This window comes from Thioalkalivibrio sp. ALE20, assembly GCF_000381405.1.
In the GTDB taxonomy this organism is placed as follows: Bacteria; Pseudomonadota; Gammaproteobacteria; order Ectothiorhodospirales; family Ectothiorhodospiraceae; genus Thioalkalivibrio.
In genome coordinates, this window is sequence record NZ_KB906475.1 from 39,632 (window position 1) to 56,814 (window position 17,183).

A 17,183-nucleotide genomic window follows, 5' to 3' on the forward strand; every position below is an offset into this window, starting at 1 on the left:
GCATGCTCGTGCCCGAGATTCCGCCCGAGCCGGGCTTTGTGCCATGCTGATCCGGCATTCCAGCGAGAAGAGCGTTCCCCATGGGCGATTTCACCGGATCGCGTCCTCTGCTACCCCTCCCCGCCTCCGCGGACGGTGCGCGTGCCGGCGGGGTCCGCGATCCGCTGGCCGCCGTTGGACAGCGGATGGAGGTCCGCATGATCGAGCGCCTGGCGGACGGCAACGTCCGGCTGCAGCTGCCCGCAACCGGGGGTGGTAGCGGTGGCAGCGGCGATCGCCCCGGCGTGATGGTCGCTCGGCTGGCCGGCGCGATGTCCGAGGCGCTGGCTGCCCGCGCCGAAAGCGGCCAGCGCCTGATGGCCGAGGTCACGCGCAGCTCGCCCTCGCTGGAAGTGCGGCTCCTGCCGTCCGCGGGTTCACCGGGCGTCGGGACCGGGTCGCCGGCGGAGATGGATCGCCTGGCGGCCTTGTTGCGCCGGACCCTGCCCGCGGCGCGCGCCCTGGCACCAACGCTGCAGGCCCTCTCCGCCGCCGCAACGCCCGCGGACGCCCGCTCCGACACGGCCTCGATGCGCATCGACGCCCTGGTGCGCGGTCTCCCCGACGTCTCCGGCCTGACCCGCCCCGAAGGCCTGCAGCAGGCGACGCGTGCCTCCGGGGTGTGGCTGGAGTCCATGCTGGCCCAGTCCGGTACACCGGGCAGCGCGGGCCCGAACGTGTCGGGCGACCTCAAGGCCCGGCTGCTGCGGGCGGCCGACGCCCTGCGGCAGATGCCCGGCACCGGCCCGGGCGTCAGTGCCGGGTCGGCCCCCGCGGGCGGGACGGGCCCGCTGCTGGAGGGCATGCTGGCCCGCCTCGCCAGTCTCCAGCTGCAGGCCGCCAGCGACGGAGCGGATCCTCAGCGCTGGTTGTTCGAACTGCCATTTCGGACCCCGCAGGGTATACAGGGCCTGCATGGCGAGATCGAAAAACACGCCGGCGAACACGACGGGGCCACCGAAGGGGACTGGCGCTGTCGCCTGACCCTCGATCTGCCGGCCCTGGGCCCGACCCTCATCGTGCTGCATTCACGGGCCGGACAACTGCACATACATTTTACCGCCGAACGTGCGGAGACCGTGGAACGCCTGCAGGCCGGCCAGGGGTCCCTGCGCGACAACCTCGCCGCGCGCGACCTGGAACCGGCGAGTCTTGCGGTGCGTCAGGGCGACGTGGATACCGATCCGCAGGCCCGGCCGGACCGGGTGCACGGCATGCTGGACGAACGCGCATGACTCGTGGCCGCGACAGGCGAACGGGCGGGGCCACGGGGGCGCCGGGGCATGACCGGGCGGTCGCCCTGGAGTGGGATCGCCGGCAGGCACCGCGCATCACAGCTTCGGGCGCCGGAGTGACCGCGGAGGAGATCCTCCGGATCGCCGAGGAAAACGATATCCCGCTGCATCAGGACGCCGCCCTGACCGAGGCCCTGGCCCAGGTCCCGCTGGGCGAGGAGATCCCCGAGGAGCTTTATGTGGCCGTGGCGGAGGTACTGGCCTTCGTGTTCCTGCTGGCGGGGATCACCCCGGAGGACCTCGGACGATCCTGATCAGCCCCCGTCATCAGCCCCCGTCAGTCGTCGTCACGCGCACTCCCGGCACCGTGCAGGCTGTAGATCAGGTCCAGTTCCGCGGCGGTCAGGCTGCAGAGCCGGCGGACTTCCTCGCGCGGATAACCCTCGCGGACCAGCTGAATGGCCTTCTCGTACGAGCCCTGATCCGGGTCACGCGCGCGCAGCTCGGTGTGCTGGTCGTGCAGGCGTTCCAGCGCCCGCTGTACCGAAGCCTGCGCCTGACCGTGATTGATCACCCCTTCGGACAGGACCTTCATCGCCCCCTGCAGGGCCATCAGGGAGGTCGCCTGGCGCTGGTAGTCCTGCCGCAGAGCCGTGAGCTGCCGCCGCAGCAGCAGCACCAGCGCAACGGCGAATCCCGCCACGATGGTGGCCAGCAGCGCGATCCCCGCCGCAAGCCAGACCAGTAGATTCTCTCCCATCAACCCGTGCTCCCCGTTGGCTGGCCCGATTGTCGCGTGAAGTCACGGTCCGAGGCCAGTCCGGAGATGCGATGCGACGGCAATCAGGCGTATTCGTCGATCCGCCCGCCCCGGCGCCGTTCGCGTTCGGCCAGGCGTGGCGGTTTTTGCTGGGCCGGGGGGATCCCGGGGCGCAGGATCGGGTCGCGATCATGGTCGTCGCTGAGGGCGTGGCCGGCCACGCTGGTGTGCACCGGACGCACGTCGCGAGGTGGCCTGAGGACCGGGTAAAGCGGCCGTACGGAACGGTCGTGCTGGAGCTCGTCCACCATTTTTTCACCTCCCGCACGGTCGGCCCGTGCATCGGTGCGCCGTCCCGCCCGACCGGGCGAATCCGGCGCCGGGCTACAGCTCCCGCAGCTGCGCCCACTCCTCGTCGGAGAGGAGCTTGTTCAGGTCGACCAGGATGGTCAGACCCGCTTCGGTACTGGTTACGCCCTGGATGAAACGGCTGCTTTCGTCGTTGCCGACCTCCGGCGCCGCCTCCACGCTGTCGGGCGAAATCCGCACCACCTCGGACACCGAATCCACCAGGATGCCCACGTTCTGGTCGTCCACGTCGATGATCACGATGCGCGAGGCATCGTCCGGCTCGCGGTCTTCCAGCCCCATGCGCCGACGCGCATCAATCACCGTGACCACGTTGCCGCGCAGGTTGATGATGCCGAGGATGTAATCCGGTACGCCGGGTACCGGCGCGATGTCCGACACCTTCAGCACCTCCTGGACCTGGAGCACGTCGATGGCGTAGGTCTCGTCGGCCAGGCTGAAGGTCACGTACGGAGCGGTATCGGCCTTGGCCATGGATTCAACGTCTTGTGCGCTCATGCTCATCCTCTTGGAGCGGTCGTGTCCGGCGGGACGGACACGCAACATGGATTCTTTTTCAATGTAACGGCCGACGTCCGGGCGGCTTGAAGGCCACCTGGTCCGGCCGGTGGTTCACCCCTGGCCGGACTCCCAGTCCCCGGCCTCGAGACTGCCGTGCAATGCCGTCAGGTCCAGCAGGGTCGCCATCTTCTCGCGATCCACGCCCGCGAGCCACGGCAGCCGGCGCCGTTCGCTGCGCCAGCGAAGCTGTTCGGGATCGATCGTGCGGGTCCCGTGAATCGCCCGGCAGGCCAGCGCAAAGCGCGAGTTCGCGAGAAAGACCACCTGACGCGCGGTGTCCGGTTCGTACTCCCGGTCCGACGGCGTCACGATGGCGGCGAGGTCGATCAACTGCACCCGGCCCTGCTTGCTGTCCGCGATGCCCAGATACCACGGAGAATGCGCCGGCGTCGGGCGGATGTTCAGCTGATCCAGCGGTGTCACGCCTCCGAGGTCCACCAGGGGAGCCAGCAGGGTCAGTGGCCCGGCTTCGATGACCAGGGCCGAAAACGGCTTTTCCGGCCGGGGATACGTCGGACCCGCGGGAGATTCCGGCGGCGCGGCGGGGCCGGCAACCGGCGCCGGTTCGCTCGCCGGAACCTCCACCGGGCTGTCCACCGGCTCCAGGATGTCGTCGCGCATCAGGCTGCGCGGGCCGGCCGGTGCCTCGGCCACCGGTGTACGCGAATCCTGCGCGGACCGTTCCTCCTTCTGCTCGGCGGGGGCCGGCTCCGGCGCGTCCAGCAGGTCGCCGAAGTAGTCCTCGAGGGCCTGTGGCTCGGCGAGCAGCGGCCCGTTCTGTTGCCGGTGACGGCTCATTTCGCCTGTCTCCTCTCCCCGTGGGTCCGTGGCAGCCGTCCGCCGATGGTTTCCAGCAGGTCGGCATAGGCCAGCACGCCGCGGGCATCCGGGATCATGAAGCAAAGCGGCTGTCCTGCGCTGGAGGCATCACGGAACTTGGTATCCACCGGAATCACCCCGGACCAGACCTCGTCGCCGTACTGCCGCCGCAACTCGGCAAGCGCTTCGTGTGCCGCGCGGGTTCGCCGGTCGAACAGGGTCGGGATGATGCGGTAGTTCAGTTGTGCCTTGCGCGATTTCTGGACCATCGTCAGGGTGTTGATCATGCGCTCCAGCCCCTTCAGGGCGAGGAATTCCGTCTGTACCGGGACCAGCAGTTCGTCGCAGGCCGCCAGGGCGTTGACCATCAGCACGCCCAGCATCGGCGGACAGTCCATCAGGACATAGTCGTAGTCGTCCTGCACGCCCTCCAGCGCATGGCGGAGCACCAGCCCCATGCCGCCCCGCGTACCGAGCTGACGGTCCAGGGTTGCCAGCGCGGTACTCGCGGTCAGCAGATCCAGTCCCGGGAACGGCGTCTCGCGTATTAGCCCGGCCGGGTCCGGACGCTCCCCTTCCACCGCCTGATTGAACAGTTCGTACACGCCGCGCGTCGCGGTCTCGGGGTCGTGTCCGAAATACGCGGTGAGCGAGCCGTGCGGGTCCATGTCCACCAGCAGCACACGCTGGTCCGGACCGGACAGCAATCCGCCCAGGGTCACCGTCGTTGTGGTCTTGCCCACCCCGCCCTTCTGGTTGGCTACTGCCCAGATCTTCATGCGACGTCCTCTCGTGGCTACGGCGACGGCACCGCACGCAGCTGTTCCGGTTCCCGTTGTCCGTCCTCGCGCGGGGGGGCCCCGGGCAGCACCACGATCGCCACCCGGCGGTTTTCCGCCCGCCCGGCCGCGGTCTCGTTGTCGGCCACGGGTCGGTGTTCCCCGTGCCCCAGCGCCACCATGTCGGCCGGGTCCATGCCCTGCTGTTCGAACATCCTGACCACTGTGGCCGCCCGCGCGGCGGACAGTTCCCAGTTGGAAGGATAGACCTCCGTGGTGATCGGCACATTATCGGTATGCCCCTCGACGTGAATGCGCGCCGCGCGCGGCGCCAGCACCCCCGCGATATCTTCCAGCACGGGCTCCGCATCCGGGTTCAGGGTGGCCTCGCCGCTGGGGAACAGCAACTGGCTGGTGATCTCGATCTCCAGCCAGTAGGTGTCCCGCGTCACGTCCACCTGCCCGTCCTCGATCATCGGTGCCATCGCCGATTCGATCTCGGCGGCCACCTCGGCGATCTCGTCCAGCAGGCCCTGCAGGTCTTCGTCACCGCGCTCCTCGAACAGACCCGAGGCCGCCCGGTCCAGCGCTTGCGGGCCGTCGTCCAGCAGCCCCGGCCGGATGTCGATGGGTGCCAGCGTACGCGGTACGTCCGCGTCCGACGGTGGTGCGACCACGCCGGGATCGCCGACCTGGATCGGCTCCAGCTGCCCCGGGGTCCCGAAGGCTTCCACCAGCGAATCGGACAGCACCCGGTACTTGCCCTCGTCGACCGAGGAGATCGCATACATCACCACGAAAAACGCGAGCAGCAGCGTCACGAGGTCGCCGTAGGGGATCGCCCAGGCTTCGTGGTTGGCTTCCTCCTCCTGACGTTTGCGCCGGGCCATGTTCGTCCTACCCGTGCACGTAGCCGCCGAGCTTGCTCTCGATATTGCGGGGGTTCTCCCCCTCCGCGATCGCGATCAGACCCTCCATCAGCATCTCCTGGTGACGGGAGCGCTCCTGCACCAGTGCCTTCAGCTTGTTGGCCACCGGCAGGAACAGCAGATTCGCCGAAGCGATCCCGTAGACCGTGGCCACGAACGCGGCCGCGATCCCGGCGCCCAGACGATCCGGATCGGTCAGGTTCTGCATCACCGCCATCAGCCCCATGACCGCGCCCACGATGCCCAGCGTGGGCGCATACACCCCCATGCTCTCGAAGACTTTGGCGCCCTGCAGATCGAAGGCCTCGCGGTTGTCCACGTCGGATTCCAGGATCTGCCGGATCACCTGCGGCTCGGTTCCGTCCACCAGCAGCTGCAGCCCCTTGCGGGCGAACGGGTCGCGTTCCTCTTCGGCCACGCTCTCCAGTCCGAGTAGTCCTTCCTTGCGGGCGATGTTCGACCAGTCCACCACGCGCCGAATCATCGCCGCGTTGTCGATCGCCGGCGGACGAAAGACCCACGGCAGCATCTTCATGCCGTGCGTGAAGACCCCCAGACGCGCCTGCACCAGGGTCGCGCCGAGGGTGCCCAGCACCACGATGATGAACGCCGCGGCATTCCACAGCGCGCCGATCCCGCTTCCCTTGGCGATGCTTCCGCCCAGCACCGCAACGAGCCCCAGGAGAATCCCGATGAGGCTCAGGATATCCATGTCAGCAGAACCCCTTGACCAGGGCCGGTCCAATCTCCGGCAACGGATACACGTGGTCCGTCAATCCGGCCTCTGCGACCGCCGCCGGCATGCCGTACACCACCGAGGTCGCCGCATCCTGCGACCACACCTGGGCCCCGCAACCCTTCAGCGCGCGCACGCCCTCGCGGCCGTCCGCCCCCATGCCGGTCAGGATGATGGCCAGGACCTGGCCGCGCAGCGCATCGACGGCCGATTCGAAGGCCGCGTCCACGCTCGGCTTGTAGATGGTGCCCGCCGGACTCTCGGTCACCCGCACGCGGGTCTGGGAACCGCGTTCCAGCGTCAGCTGCTGGCCACCGGGGGCCAGCAGAGCCGTGCCCGGGCGCAGGAAGTCGCCGTCCACCGCCTGCTTGATGCGGATCGGGCAGATCGCGTCCAGCCGCTCGGCAAACGCCGGGGTGAAGCTTGCCGGCATGTGCTGGACCAGCACCACCGGGAGCGGGAAGTTCGCCGGCAGGTGCTTGAGCACCTCCTGCAACGCCACCGGCCCCCCGGTGGAGGTCCCGATCAGCACCGCGCGCAGGGAACTGAGCGGTGCCGGCGGACGGGCCACCGGCGGCTTGGGCGTCTCGCGCGCGGTTTCGCTCGCCTTGCGGTCCGCAGCCTGCCGGCGTTCCGACACGGGTGCCTCGGTTTTCGGCCGGTCCCCTCCCGGCGCACTGGAGGAACGCGCGCGGCTGCGCGCCAGACTGCGGACCCGCCGGCGCAGCAGGGCACGGGCACTGTCTTCGTCCCCGGCCATGTCGGAGAAGCGTTTGGGCAGAAAGTCAACCGCCCCGGCCTCCAGCGCGTCCAGGGTCGCCTGGGCACCCTCGGTGGTCAGGCTGGAGAACATCAGGATCGGTCGCGGATGGTCCGCCATGATCTTGCGGACCGCCGTGATGCCGTCCATCACCGGCATCTCGATGTCCATGGTCACGACATCCGGGTCCAGTTCCTTCACGGCGTCGACCGCCTTCTGGCCATCCTCGGCCGTACCCACGACCTCGATCCCGATATCCGCGTTCAGGATCTCCGCAATCCGGCGTCGGAAAAACCCGGAATCATCCACCACCAGAACCTTGACCGGCATCCTCAGCCCTCAGCTCGTCGGGCGGCCCGGCGCGCGCGCCCGCTGCCCGGTACCTGATTCACCAGCAGGGTGACCAGGTCCGAGACATCCAGAATGAGTGCAATGCCACCATCGCCGGTAATGGTCGCCCCCGCCAGGCCCTTGACCCCCTGAAGATTCTGGCCCAGGGGCTTGATGACAACCTCTTCCTGCCCCACCAGACCATCCACTACCAGGCCGACCTTGCGGTCGGCCGCATGGACCACGACCACATGGGCGTTCTCGCGGGGTTGTGGTTCCACGCCGGGCTTCGCCCAGCGCGACAGATAATGGATCGGCAGGGTCTGGTTGCGCACCACGATGACTTCCTGCTCGTCCACGTAATGGGTCTGGGTGAGGTCCAGGTCGAGGATCTCGGAAACCGCCGCCAGCGGGATCGCGAAACGCCGTTCGCCCAGGATCACCATCAGCGCCGGCAGGATCGCCAGGGTCAGCGGCAGCTTTACCCGCAGCGTGGTGCCGACGCCCACCTCCGAATCGATCTCCACGGTGCCGTTGAGCTGGTTCAGGCTGGTCTTGACCACGTCCATGCCCACGCCCCGGCCGGAGACATCCGAGATCTCGGCCTTGGTCGAAAAGCCGGCCATGAAGATCACGTTGAAGGCCTCGCGGTCGGTCATGCGCTCGGCCATCGCGGGCTCCATCAGCTCCTTTTCCACCGCCTTGCGGCGCAGGGCCTCCGGATCCATGCCGCGTCCGTCGTCCTTGATGATCAGGGCGATATGGTCGCCCTCCTGGGCGGCCCCGAGGACCACCGTGCCGCGTCGCGGCTTGCCGGCCGCCTCGCGCTCGTCGGGCATCTCGATCCCGTGGTCCACCGCATTGCGTACCAGATGCACCATCGGGTCCGACAGGGCCTCGACCAGGTTCTTGTCGAGGTCGGTCTCCTCGCCAAAGATCTCCAGATCGATTTCCTTGCCCAGGTTACGCGACAGATCACGAATCACGCGCGGAAAGCGATTGAAGACCTTCTTCACCGGCTGCATGCGGGTCTTCATCACCGACGCCTGGAGATCCGAGGTCACCAGCGCCAGCGAACTGATCGCCTTGCCCAGTTCATCGTCCACGTGCTCGGAGCGCAGCATGCTGAGCCGGTTGCGCACCAGCACGAGCTCGCCCACAAGGTTCATGATCTCGTCGAGCCGCTCGGTATCCACGCGCACCGAGGTTTCGCCCTGGTGTCCACCGCCGCCCTGGCCGCCGCCCCCGGTACTCCCGCCGGCGCCGCCACCGCCGGAAGCGCCGCCGCGCGCACCGCCGGAGGCGGGCGCAGGACCGGAACTTTCCGCTTTCTGTTCCTTTTCCTTCCCGGCCATGTCCCCGGGCGAGGCTGCCGCCGGTTCTGCGGCGGGCCCGGTGTCCGCATCTCCGGTCCCGCCCGCCGCGGCGGCGGACGGGCCCGGCTCGGCCGGTTCGGCCGGGGCTGTCGGTGGACCAGCGCCTTTCGCCTGCAGTTCGTCAAGCAGGCTCTCGAACTCATCGTCGGTGATCTCGTCCTCGCCCCCACCCGTGTCACCGCCATCCGCAGCCGCGACCTCCGGGGCCGACTCCGCTGCCGTGCCCGGATCCACCGGTTTCGGTGGCTGGTCTCCGTGCAGGCTGTCCAGAAGGGCCTCGAACTCGTCGTCGGTGATCTCGTCCCCGGCACCCACGCGGACTTCGTCATCGCCCGGCGCGTCATCCGCTGCCGGCTCCGGCGCGGACGGCGACTCGGCCGCTTCCTCCAGCGCCTCCGACGGCCAGTCGTCGGCCGTCGCCGGCGCTGCCTCCCCGGCCGGAGCCGCGTGCGGCGTTTCTTCCGCGACCGGGGCGGCTTCGTCCCCGCCGCCGACGGGGACCGTTTCGTTGCGGGCCATGCGTCGCAGGGTGTCGACCAGATCTTCGGGCGCCGGCGTCGGCTCCTGGCCGTCGCGCAGCTCGCCGAACATCACGTTGAGGGTGTCCAGCACCCGCAGCATGGTGTCCATGAGCTGGCCGTCCACCTGGCGCTCGTGATTGCGCAACAGGTTGAAGACGTCTTCGGCGTTGTGGCAAACCGTCACCAGCGGGTCGAGCCCGAGAAAACCGGCCCCGCCCTTGATGGTATGGAAACTGCGGAAGACCGCATTCAGCAGATCGGTATCGTCCGGATGCTGTTCCAGGTCGATCAGCTGTTCGTTCAGGCCTTCCAGCAGCTCCCCCGCCTCGATCAGGAAGTCCTGGAGGATTTCGTCGTTGGGGTCGATGGCCATGCGGTCTCTCCGTTCCGGTGACTCGAATCGTCGGCAGATGGCTGCCGGTGCAAGGGGATCCCGGGACGGACCCTAGAACCCCAGGCTCGACAGCAGATCGTCCACCTCGTCCTGTCCTTGAACGACATCCGTGCCGGAATCTTGAGTGTGGGGCACCGCGGGTCCATGCCCGCGGCGGTCCTCCTCGCGCGCGGTTTGTTCCGCCTCCGGGGCCTGTTCGGCCGCCGCCCGGGCATCCTTCTCCAGGCGCCCGGAAGACAGGCGGATCAGCGAGACCAGGTTTTCCTCCAGATCCGTGACCAGACGGATGACCCGCCGGATCACCTGCCCGGTGAGATCCTGGTAGCTCTGTGCCATCAGGACCTGTGACAGCAACCGGCGCAGTTCCTCGGTGTCCTTGCCGGTCTGTTCGAAAAATGCATCGAGTTCGCGCGCGAACTCGCGGAATTCCTCCACCGACAGTTCGCGGTTGCGGAACCGGGTCCATTTTTCGGTGAGTTCCGCGGCACGCCCGGCGAATGCCTCGGCAATCGGCAGGGACGATTCCACTGCATTCAGGGTTTCGTGCGTGGCCTGTTCGGTCTGGGTCACCACGTAACTCAGACGCTCGCGCGCATCCGGAATCTCGTCCTGCGCCAGCTCGACCAGACGCGAATCGCCCCGGAAGCTCTCCAGTGCCTCGTGCAGTTCGCGGGTCAGCTTGCCCAGTTCGTCGAACAGTTCGCGTTCATAAGGCCGCGCGAGCTCCTGGATCAGGCGGCGCGAAGCCTCCTCGTCACCGCCTTCCAGAGCGCCCACCAGCTCCCGCGCCAGCGCGAGCCGGTCTTCCCCGGAGGCATTCTCTTGTTCGGTCATCGGGTCTCTCTTGCCGTGTCAGCCGGTCGCGGTATTCAGCCTTGAGCTTCAATACGTTCGAAGATCTTTTCGATCTTCTCCTTGAGCGTCTCGGCCGTGAAGGGCTTCACAATGTAACCGTTCACGCCGGCCTCTGCCGCCTCCACGATCTGATCGCGCTTGGCTTCGGCCGTGACCATCAGCACCGGCAACGATTTCAGCCGCTCGTCCTTGCGTACCTCGCGCAGGAGGTCGATGCCCGGCATGTTGGGCATGTTCCAGTCGGTGATCAGAAAATCGAAGTCGCCGTTCTGCAGCATCGGCAGGGCCGTGCTCCCGTCGTCGGCCTCCATGGTGTTGTTGAAGCCAAGATCCCGCAGGAGATTCTTGATGATGCGCCGCATCGTGGAGAAGTCGTCCACGATCAGGATTTTCATACCCTTGTCCACAGTTCGCTCCGGGAATGTGTTTGAACCTTAGAATATCTGCAGGGACTCGACGTCTTCGAGCCACGAGCCCAGACGCGCCCGCAGACGGTGCACCGCCTGGCTGCGGATCTGGCTGACGCGCGATTCGGTCACGTCCAGCACGGCACCGATCTCGCGCAGGTTGAGTTCTTCGGTGTAGTACAGGTTGAGCACCAGTCGTTCACGCTCGGGCAGATCGCCCAGTGCGCCGGCCAGTTCCTCGCGGAACTCCCCGGCCTCGATGCGCCGCGACGGGGACTGCTCCTGCCCTTCCAGCACGCGATCCGCCTCGCCCTCCGGGCCGCCCACCTCGTCCAGCGCGAACAGATGGGCACCGGCGTGATCATCCAGCATCTGGTAGTAGGTTTCCACCGGGACGCCCAGCTCCTCGGCGATCTCCGGGGCGCGAGCGGCGCGGCCCTCGCGGGCCTCCACCGTCTGCATCGCCTCGGAGATCCGCCGGCTGTTGCGGTGCACCGAGCGCGGCGTCCAGTCGCTGCGACGCAGCTCGTCGATCATCGCCCCGCGGATGCGGATCCCGGCGTAGGTGGCGAAGGTCGCCCCCTGGCCGCCTTCGAACTGCCGCGCGGCCTCGATCAGCCCAACCATGCCTGCCTGCACCAGGTCATCCACCTGCACCGAGGCCGGCAGCCGAGCCATCAGGTGATGGGCGATCCGATTCACCAGCTCGACGTGGTCCGCGACCAGCTGATCCGGTCCCCCGGTCCCCGCCCGGGCGTATCCCGAAAGTCTGTTCTTTGGCGTGTTCATGCGCTTTGCAGCATCCTCTCGACGAAGAATCCAACCCCCCCGCTGGCGCCGCGGGCCACCGGCCAGCCGTCGACCTTGCGCGCGAGCTCGAGGAACGCCCGTCCCGCCGGGCTGCCCGGAGACTGCTGCACCACCGGCGCCCGTTTCTGCACCGCCTGGCGCAGGGCATCATCCAGCGGAATCACGCCCACCAGATCCAGTATGACCTCCGGCAGATAGGTGGAACAAACCGCCTGCAGCTTCTGCATCACGCGTTCCGCCCCGGCACGGCCCTGCACCATGTTTGCGACCACGCGGAACCGGTTCACGCCATGATCCCGATGCAGGACCTTGATCAGTGCATAGGCGTCGGTCATCGATGCCGGCTCGTCGGTGACCACCACCAGGGTCTCCTGCACGGCCTGACAGAAACTGGTCACCGACTCCTGCAACCCGGCGGCGGTATCCACCACCAGCACGTCCAGCGGTCGCGTATACATGCTGAAGGCCTGGATCAGGCCGTGATGTTCCGGCCGGCTCAGGTTGGCCATGGTCGCGATCCCGGACGCGGAAGGCACCACACGGATTCCCTCCGGGCCCTCGATGATCACGTCCTCCAGATCCTCGACGTCCCCGGTCACCAGGTCGTGCAGCGTCCGCTGCGGACGCAGGCCCAGCAGCACATCGACGTTCGCGAGCCCCAGGTCCGCATCGAACAGCATGACCTCGCGTCCCAGACGGGCCAGTCCGACCGACAGGTTGACCGAGACATTGGTCTTGCCGACCCCGCCCTTGCCCGAGGCCACCGCGACCACCTTCAGGGGCTTAGTGTTGTGTGACATGACGTCCCTTCAGCACCGGTTGAATCATTTCCAGCGGGGCGGGCTCCTCGCCCGCGGCCGGCTCGTCCGCGGATCGCGGCCGCCGGGCCTCGCGTTCCGTCGCCTGGCGCCGCCGCCAGGCCTGCATCGCCTCGTCGACCCAGGCATCGGCCGCCCCGTGTTCGGGTTCCTCCTGCAGCGCCAGGCGGGTCAGATGTCCGGTATCCACGCGATGGAAATCCTCGGCGATGCGCTGGCCGTCGCTCATGAACGCGACACCCAGCGGCTGGTCCAGCAGCACCGAAAGCACCTCCCCCAGCTGTTCCGCCTCGTCCAGCTTGGTCAGCACAAGGGCCGAGGGTTCCGTGGGGGCGAATGCCTCCAGCACCCGCCGCAGGGCCATGCCCTGGGTGGTGGCCGCGATCACCAGCCAGGTCTCCGCGCGCACGTCGGCAGGCATGTCCGTCAGCAGGGGTTCGCGCGGGGCGGTACGCGGCGACTGTCCGGCGGTATCCACCAGGATCAGGTGCCCGCTGCCCGCCGAGCGCCGCGCCATCTCGCGCAGCTCGGCCTCCGTCTCCACCACACGCACCGCGGTGCCCGCCATCTGGCCGAAGGCCTGCAACTGCCGCGTCGCGCCGATGCGCTGGGCGTCCATGGTGACCAGGGTGACCGAATCCGGCCCCATGCGGCGGATCTGGCGCAGTGCAATCCGCGCAATGGTGGTGGTCTTGCCGACCCCGGTCGGTCCCTCCAGCGCGAGTACCCCGCCCTCGTCGAGGATCGAGGCGCGCGCGGTCACGATGGCGCCCGACAGGCGCGCCCGCAGGCGCTCCCATGCCTCCTCCGAGGTATGATCGTCGAGGATGCTGCCGGCCAGGCTGCGCGCCAGCGGCTCGCGGAAGCCCAGATCCATCAGCCGCGCCTTGCATTCGGCCGCCAGTGGATGCCGCGCCGCCCAGCGGGCCTGCTCGTTCTCTTCGTACTGCCGCGTCAGCAGGCTGCGCAGATCCCGCAGTTCCTGACGCATCGCGGACACCTCGGGGTCGGTGGGCCATTGCGGGGCCGGCCGCTGCCGGGACGCGGCACCCGCCCCCCCGCCGGTGGAAGCCGCCGCGGGCTCCGGTGCGCGGGGCTGCTCAGTACGTGGCGCCGGTTCATCGCGCACGCCCTGGCGCATCGATCCCCGGGCGGGGCGTGCCCCGCTGCCGGCGTCGTCCTGCCGCGGGGCACCCCGGCCGTCACCCTCCGCCGTTCCGGCGGGCGCCTCGCCGCCATCGAGGGCGGCGACCACCTCCAGCCAGCCGTCGACCCGGCGGCTGGACAGGATCACGGCGTCCTCGCCCTGCTCCTCGCGGACCTGGCGCATCGCGTCGCGCATGTCCCGTGCCCGGTATCGTCTGACATTCATCGTTCGCTCTCCCGCCGATCGTTGACTGGTGCTTCAGGCCATGCCCGTTCGCACATCACGCCGACTTCTTGTCTGCTTCATCCTGTCCCACCGTGGCCACCACCCGGATCCGCCGGTTGTCCGGGATCTCGGTGAATGCGAGCACGGTCAGGTTGCGCACCGCGCCCCGCAGCCACCCGGCGATCCAGGAGCGGATTTCCGGGGCCACCACCAGCACCGCCGGCTGTCCCGCCGCCTCCTGACGCTGGGCGGCCTCGCCCACCGATCGCTGCAGGCGCTCGGCCAGGCCCGGCTCCAGCCCGACGGTGTCGCCATTGCTGCCCTGCAGAGACTTATGCAAAAGCTGTTCCAACGACGGGTCGAGGGCGATCAGGGGCAGTTCTTCCTCCGGTCCCACCAGGTCCTGGACGATGGAGCGCGACAGCGCGACCCGCACCGCAGCGGTCAAAGTGCCGGGATCCTGACTCTTGGCGCCCTCCTCTGCCAGGGTTTCGGCGATCGTGCGCAGATCGCGGATGGATACCTGTTCGGCCAGCAGGTTCTGCAGCACCTTCAGGATCACGCTCAGCGACAGCGTCTTCGGCACCAGGTTTTCCACCAGCTTGGGCGAACGCTGCGCCAGCTGGTCCAGCAGGTGCTGGGCCTCCTCGTGGCCGATCAGCCGGTGGGCGTTCTCGCGGAACACCTGCGACAGATGGGTGGCGATCACCGTGGAGACGTCCACCACGGTGTAGCCGGCCCCCTGCGCCTGTTCGCGGTTCTCGGGGTCGATCCACAGGGCATCCAGGTTGAACGTCGGATCCTTGGTCGGCGTGCCCGGCACCTCGCCGAAGACCTCGCCCGGATTGATCGCCAGCTCCTTGTCCGGGAACACCTCCGCCTCGGCGACGGTGACGCCCAGCAGAGAGATGCGGTAGGTGTTCGGACTCAGTTCGAGGTTGTCGCGGATATGCACCGGCTGCAGCAGGAAGCCCAGCTCCTGCGACAGCTTGCGGCGCACGCCCTTGATCCGCCCCATCAGCTGCCCGTCCTGGGTCCGGTCCACCAGCGGGATCAGGCGGTAGCCGACCTCCAGCGACACCAGATCCACCGGCGGCACGTCGTCCCACGACAGCTCGCGGTTCTCCGGCGAGGGTTCCTGCTCGGCCTCCGGCAGACGCTCCACCTCGGCCGCCTCCTCGCGACGCTGGCGCGACATCAGGTAGCCACCTCCGGCGGCCAGCGAGGCCAGTCCGAGGAACACCGCATTGGGCATCCCCGGCACCATGCCCAGCGACGCGATCACCCCGCCGACCACGTACATCACGCGCGGGTTGGAGAACATCTGCCCGACCACCTGCTGGCCCATGTCCTGGGTGGTGGACACGCGCGTCACGATGATGGCGGTGGCCGAGGACAGCACCAGTGACGGGATCTGCGCGACCAGCCCGTCGCCGATGGTCAGCAGCACATAGTTGGTGGCGGCATCGCCGATCGACATCCCGTGCTGCAGGGCGCCGATGGTCAGTCCGCCGATGATGTTCACGAACAGGATCAGGATGCCGGCGATGGCGTCACCGCGCACGAACTTCGAGGCCCCGTCCATGGAACCGTAGAAGTCGGCCTCCTGGGCGATCTCGTCGCGCCGCCGGCGCGCCTCCTCCTGCGTCAGAAGTCCCGCATTGAGGTCGGCGTCGATCGCCATCTGCTTGCCCGGCATGGAGTCCAGGGTGAAGCGGGCGCTGACCTCGGACACGCGCCCCGCGCCCTTGGTCACCACCACGAAGTTGATGATGATCAGGATCGCGAACACCACCAGGCCGACCGCGTAGTTGCCGCCGACCACGAAGTCGCCGAAGGCCTGGATGACCTGCCCGGCCGCGTCCGTCCCGGTGTGCCCTTCCAGCAGGATCACCCGGGTGGAGGCGATGTTCAGTGCCAGACGCAGCAGGGTGGCCACCAGCAGCACCGTCGGGAACACCGCGAATTCCAGCGGCCGCGGGGTGTACACCGCGACCATGATCACCACCAGCGACAGCGCGATGTTGAAGGTGAACAGCACGTCCAGCGCCACCGGCGGCAGCGGCAGCACCATCATCGACAGCATCGCGATCAGCAGCAGAGGGGCCCCCAGCCCCCAGCGGCCCATGCCGCTCAGGCGATCGAAGAGGTTCATGCGTCACCCTCCCGGCGCCGGCCGTAACGTCCCTGGTGGGGATCGAGATATTCGTCCGGCACCGGCAGGTCGTCCGGCATGTCCACGCCCTGGTCGGCCCGCTTGAGCTGGTAAACGTAGGCGAGGATGCGCGCCACGGCCACGAACAGCCCGTCGGGAATCTCGCGGTCGAGGTCGGTGGTGAAATAGAGCGCGCGCGCCACCTTCGGCGCCTCGACCCGGATGATCTCGTGCTCGTCGGCGATCTCGCGGATATTCGCCGCGACCTCGTCGACGCCCTTGGCCACCACCTTCGGCGCCGACATCTTCGAGGCCTCGTAGACGATCGCCACGGCATAGTGCGTGGGGTTGGTGATCACCACGTCGGCCTTCGGCACCTCTTCCATCATCCGGCGCTGGGCCATTTCCTGCTGTTGCTGGCGGATCTTCTGCTTGACCTCGGGCTTGCCGTCGGTCTCCTTGTACTCGTCCTTGAGCTCCTGCCGCGTCATCCGCAGCTGCTTCTGGTGATTCCACATCTGGAACGGCGCGTCGATCGCCGCCACGATGATCAGCGCCGCCGACACCGCGATGAAGGTGCCGAGCGCGATCTGGGCCGCATGCGACACGCCCTGGTGCAGTGGCTCGTAGCCCAGTCCCAGCAGACGGTCGGAGAACGTCCACAGGGTCAGCATCGCGACCGAGCCGACCAGCGTGAACTTGGCGAGGGTCTTGCCGAACTCCATCAGCCCCTGCCAGGAAAAGATCCGCTGCAGGCCCTTGATGGGGTTCAGCTTCGATGCCTTGGGCGCCGCCGCCTGCCAGGAGAAATTGGCGCCGCCGATCAGGATGGGCGCCATCACCGCCGCCACCATCAGGATCCCGAACAATGGCAGCAGAGCCATCAGCGTCTGAAAGATCTGATCGGCCAGGTACGGCAGCAGCAGATCCGGGTCATGGGCCAGCTCCGGCTCGAAATCCAGGCGCGCGCGGGTCTGGTTGGCCAGCTGCCCGCCCAGGGTAGGCCCGAAGAACAGCATGAAGATGCCGGCGGTGATCAGCACCAGAAAGGTCGACAGCTCCCGCGAGCGCGGGACCTGCCCCTTTTCGCGCGCCTCGCGGAGCCGTTTCTGGGTCGGCTCTTCGGTTTTTTCCTGTCCGTTCTCGTTCTCGGCCATG

Annotated in this window: 18 protein-coding genes; 2 read left to right on the top strand and 16 right to left on the bottom strand. The window is 68.1% G+C overall.

What is annotated here, in order from left to right; all coding sequences use genetic code 11:
* Nucleotides 1–80: 80 nt before the first annotated feature.
* Both F790_RS0108735 and F790_RS0108740 read left to right on the top strand, forming a co-directional pair.
* Complete coding sequence (locus tag F790_RS0108735) at nt 81–1,274, top strand: flagellar hook-length control protein FliK (protein ID WP_019590010.1); 1,194 nt, start codon at nt 81–83, stop codon at nt 1,272–1,274.
* Entirely contained in the window at nt 1,271–1,588 is a 318-nt protein-coding gene (locus F790_RS0108740; RefSeq protein ID WP_026300852.1) for an EscU/YscU/HrcU family type III secretion system export apparatus switch protein, read from the top strand. Before F790_RS0108735 ends, F790_RS0108740 begins: the two co-directional genes overlap by 4 nt.
* A 23-nt stretch (nt 1,589–1,611) precedes the next feature.
* Here the strand turns inward: F790_RS0108740 and F790_RS0108745 are convergent, their stop codons facing one another.
* The 16 genes from F790_RS0108745 to flhB form a co-directional block, all read right to left on the bottom strand.
* Entirely contained in the window at nt 1,612–2,034 is a 423-nt protein-coding gene (locus F790_RS0108745) for a DUF2802 domain-containing protein (protein WP_018869463.1), read from the bottom strand.
* A gap of 83 nt (nt 2,035–2,117) precedes the next feature.
* Nucleotides 2,118–2,345, bottom strand: a complete 228-nt coding sequence (locus F790_RS0108750) for a hypothetical protein (RefSeq protein ID WP_018869464.1) — start codon at nt 2,343–2,345, stop codon at nt 2,118–2,120.
* Between the two features lie 73 nt (nt 2,346–2,418).
* A complete protein-coding gene (locus tag F790_RS0108755; RefSeq protein WP_018869465.1) occupies nt 2,419–2,877 on the bottom strand; it encodes a chemotaxis protein CheW in 459 nt (152 codons plus the stop codon).
* Nucleotides 2,878–3,015: 138 nt separating this feature from the next.
* Complete coding sequence (locus F790_RS0108760; protein ID WP_018869466.1) at nt 3,016–3,762, bottom strand: chemotaxis protein CheW; 747 nt, start codon at nt 3,760–3,762, stop codon at nt 3,016–3,018.
* Nucleotides 3,759–4,562 (bottom strand): ParA family protein, encoded by an 804-nt coding sequence (locus F790_RS0108765; RefSeq protein ID WP_018869467.1) that lies wholly within the window; start codon nt 4,560–4,562, stop codon nt 3,759–3,761. Before F790_RS0108765 ends, F790_RS0108760 begins: the two co-directional genes overlap by 4 nt.
* Before the next feature lie 17 nt (nt 4,563–4,579).
* Nucleotides 4,580–5,452: a flagellar motor protein MotD gene (gene motD / locus F790_RS0108770; protein WP_019590012.1), complete on the bottom strand. Its 873-nt coding sequence runs from the start codon at nt 5,450–5,452 to the stop codon at nt 4,580–4,582.
* A gap of 7 nt (nt 5,453–5,459) precedes the next feature.
* Complete coding sequence (locus F790_RS0108775; protein WP_019590013.1) at nt 5,460–6,203, bottom strand: flagellar motor protein; 744 nt, start codon at nt 6,201–6,203, stop codon at nt 5,460–5,462.
* A 1-nt stretch (nt 6,204) separates the two neighbouring features.
* Nucleotides 6,205–7,317 carry a chemotaxis response regulator protein-glutamate methylesterase gene (locus F790_RS0108780; protein ID WP_018869470.1) on the bottom strand — a complete coding sequence of 371 codons (1,113 nt, stop codon included), beginning with the start codon at nt 7,315–7,317 and terminating at the stop codon, nt 6,205–6,207.
* Between the two features lie 2 nt (nt 7,318–7,319).
* On the bottom strand, nt 7,320–9,587 hold the full coding sequence (locus tag F790_RS0108785) for a chemotaxis protein CheA (RefSeq protein WP_019590014.1): 2,268 nt from the start codon (nt 9,585–9,587) through the stop codon (nt 7,320–7,322).
* Nucleotides 9,588–9,659: 72 nt separating this feature from the next.
* Nucleotides 9,660–10,442, bottom strand: coding sequence for a protein phosphatase CheZ (locus tag F790_RS0108790; RefSeq protein WP_019590015.1), 783 nt, complete (start codon nt 10,440–10,442; stop codon nt 9,660–9,662).
* Between the two features lie 35 nt (nt 10,443–10,477).
* A complete protein-coding gene (locus F790_RS0108795; protein WP_018945949.1) occupies nt 10,478–10,858 on the bottom strand; it encodes a chemotaxis response regulator CheY in 381 nt (126 codons plus the stop codon).
* Nucleotides 10,859–10,897: 39 nt separating this feature from the next.
* A complete protein-coding gene (locus F790_RS0108800) occupies nt 10,898–11,659 on the bottom strand; it encodes an RNA polymerase sigma factor FliA (protein WP_018945948.1) in 762 nt (253 codons plus the stop codon).
* The gene (locus F790_RS0108805) at nt 11,656–12,480 is read right to left on the bottom strand and encodes a MinD/ParA family protein (RefSeq protein WP_019570004.1); all 825 of its coding nucleotides are present in this window, start codon (nt 12,478–12,480) and stop codon (nt 11,656–11,658) included. The genes F790_RS0108800 and F790_RS0108805 overlap by 4 nt, the downstream gene beginning before the upstream one ends.
* The gene (flhF, locus tag F790_RS0108810) at nt 12,464–13,870 is read right to left on the bottom strand and encodes a flagellar biosynthesis protein FlhF (RefSeq protein WP_081622833.1); all 1,407 of its coding nucleotides are present in this window, start codon (nt 13,868–13,870) and stop codon (nt 12,464–12,466) included. The genes F790_RS0108805 and flhF overlap by 17 nt, the downstream gene beginning before the upstream one ends.
* A gap of 55 nt (nt 13,871–13,925) precedes the next feature.
* Nucleotides 13,926–16,025: a flagellar biosynthesis protein FlhA gene (gene flhA, locus F790_RS0108815; RefSeq protein ID WP_019591421.1), complete on the bottom strand. Its 2,100-nt coding sequence runs from the start codon at nt 16,023–16,025 to the stop codon at nt 13,926–13,928.
* Entirely contained in the window at nt 16,022–17,182 is a 1,161-nt protein-coding gene (gene flhB, locus F790_RS0108820) for a flagellar biosynthesis protein FlhB (RefSeq protein ID WP_019570007.1), read from the bottom strand. Before flhB ends, flhA begins: the two co-directional genes overlap by 4 nt.
* Nucleotide 17,183: the final 1 nt, after the last annotated feature.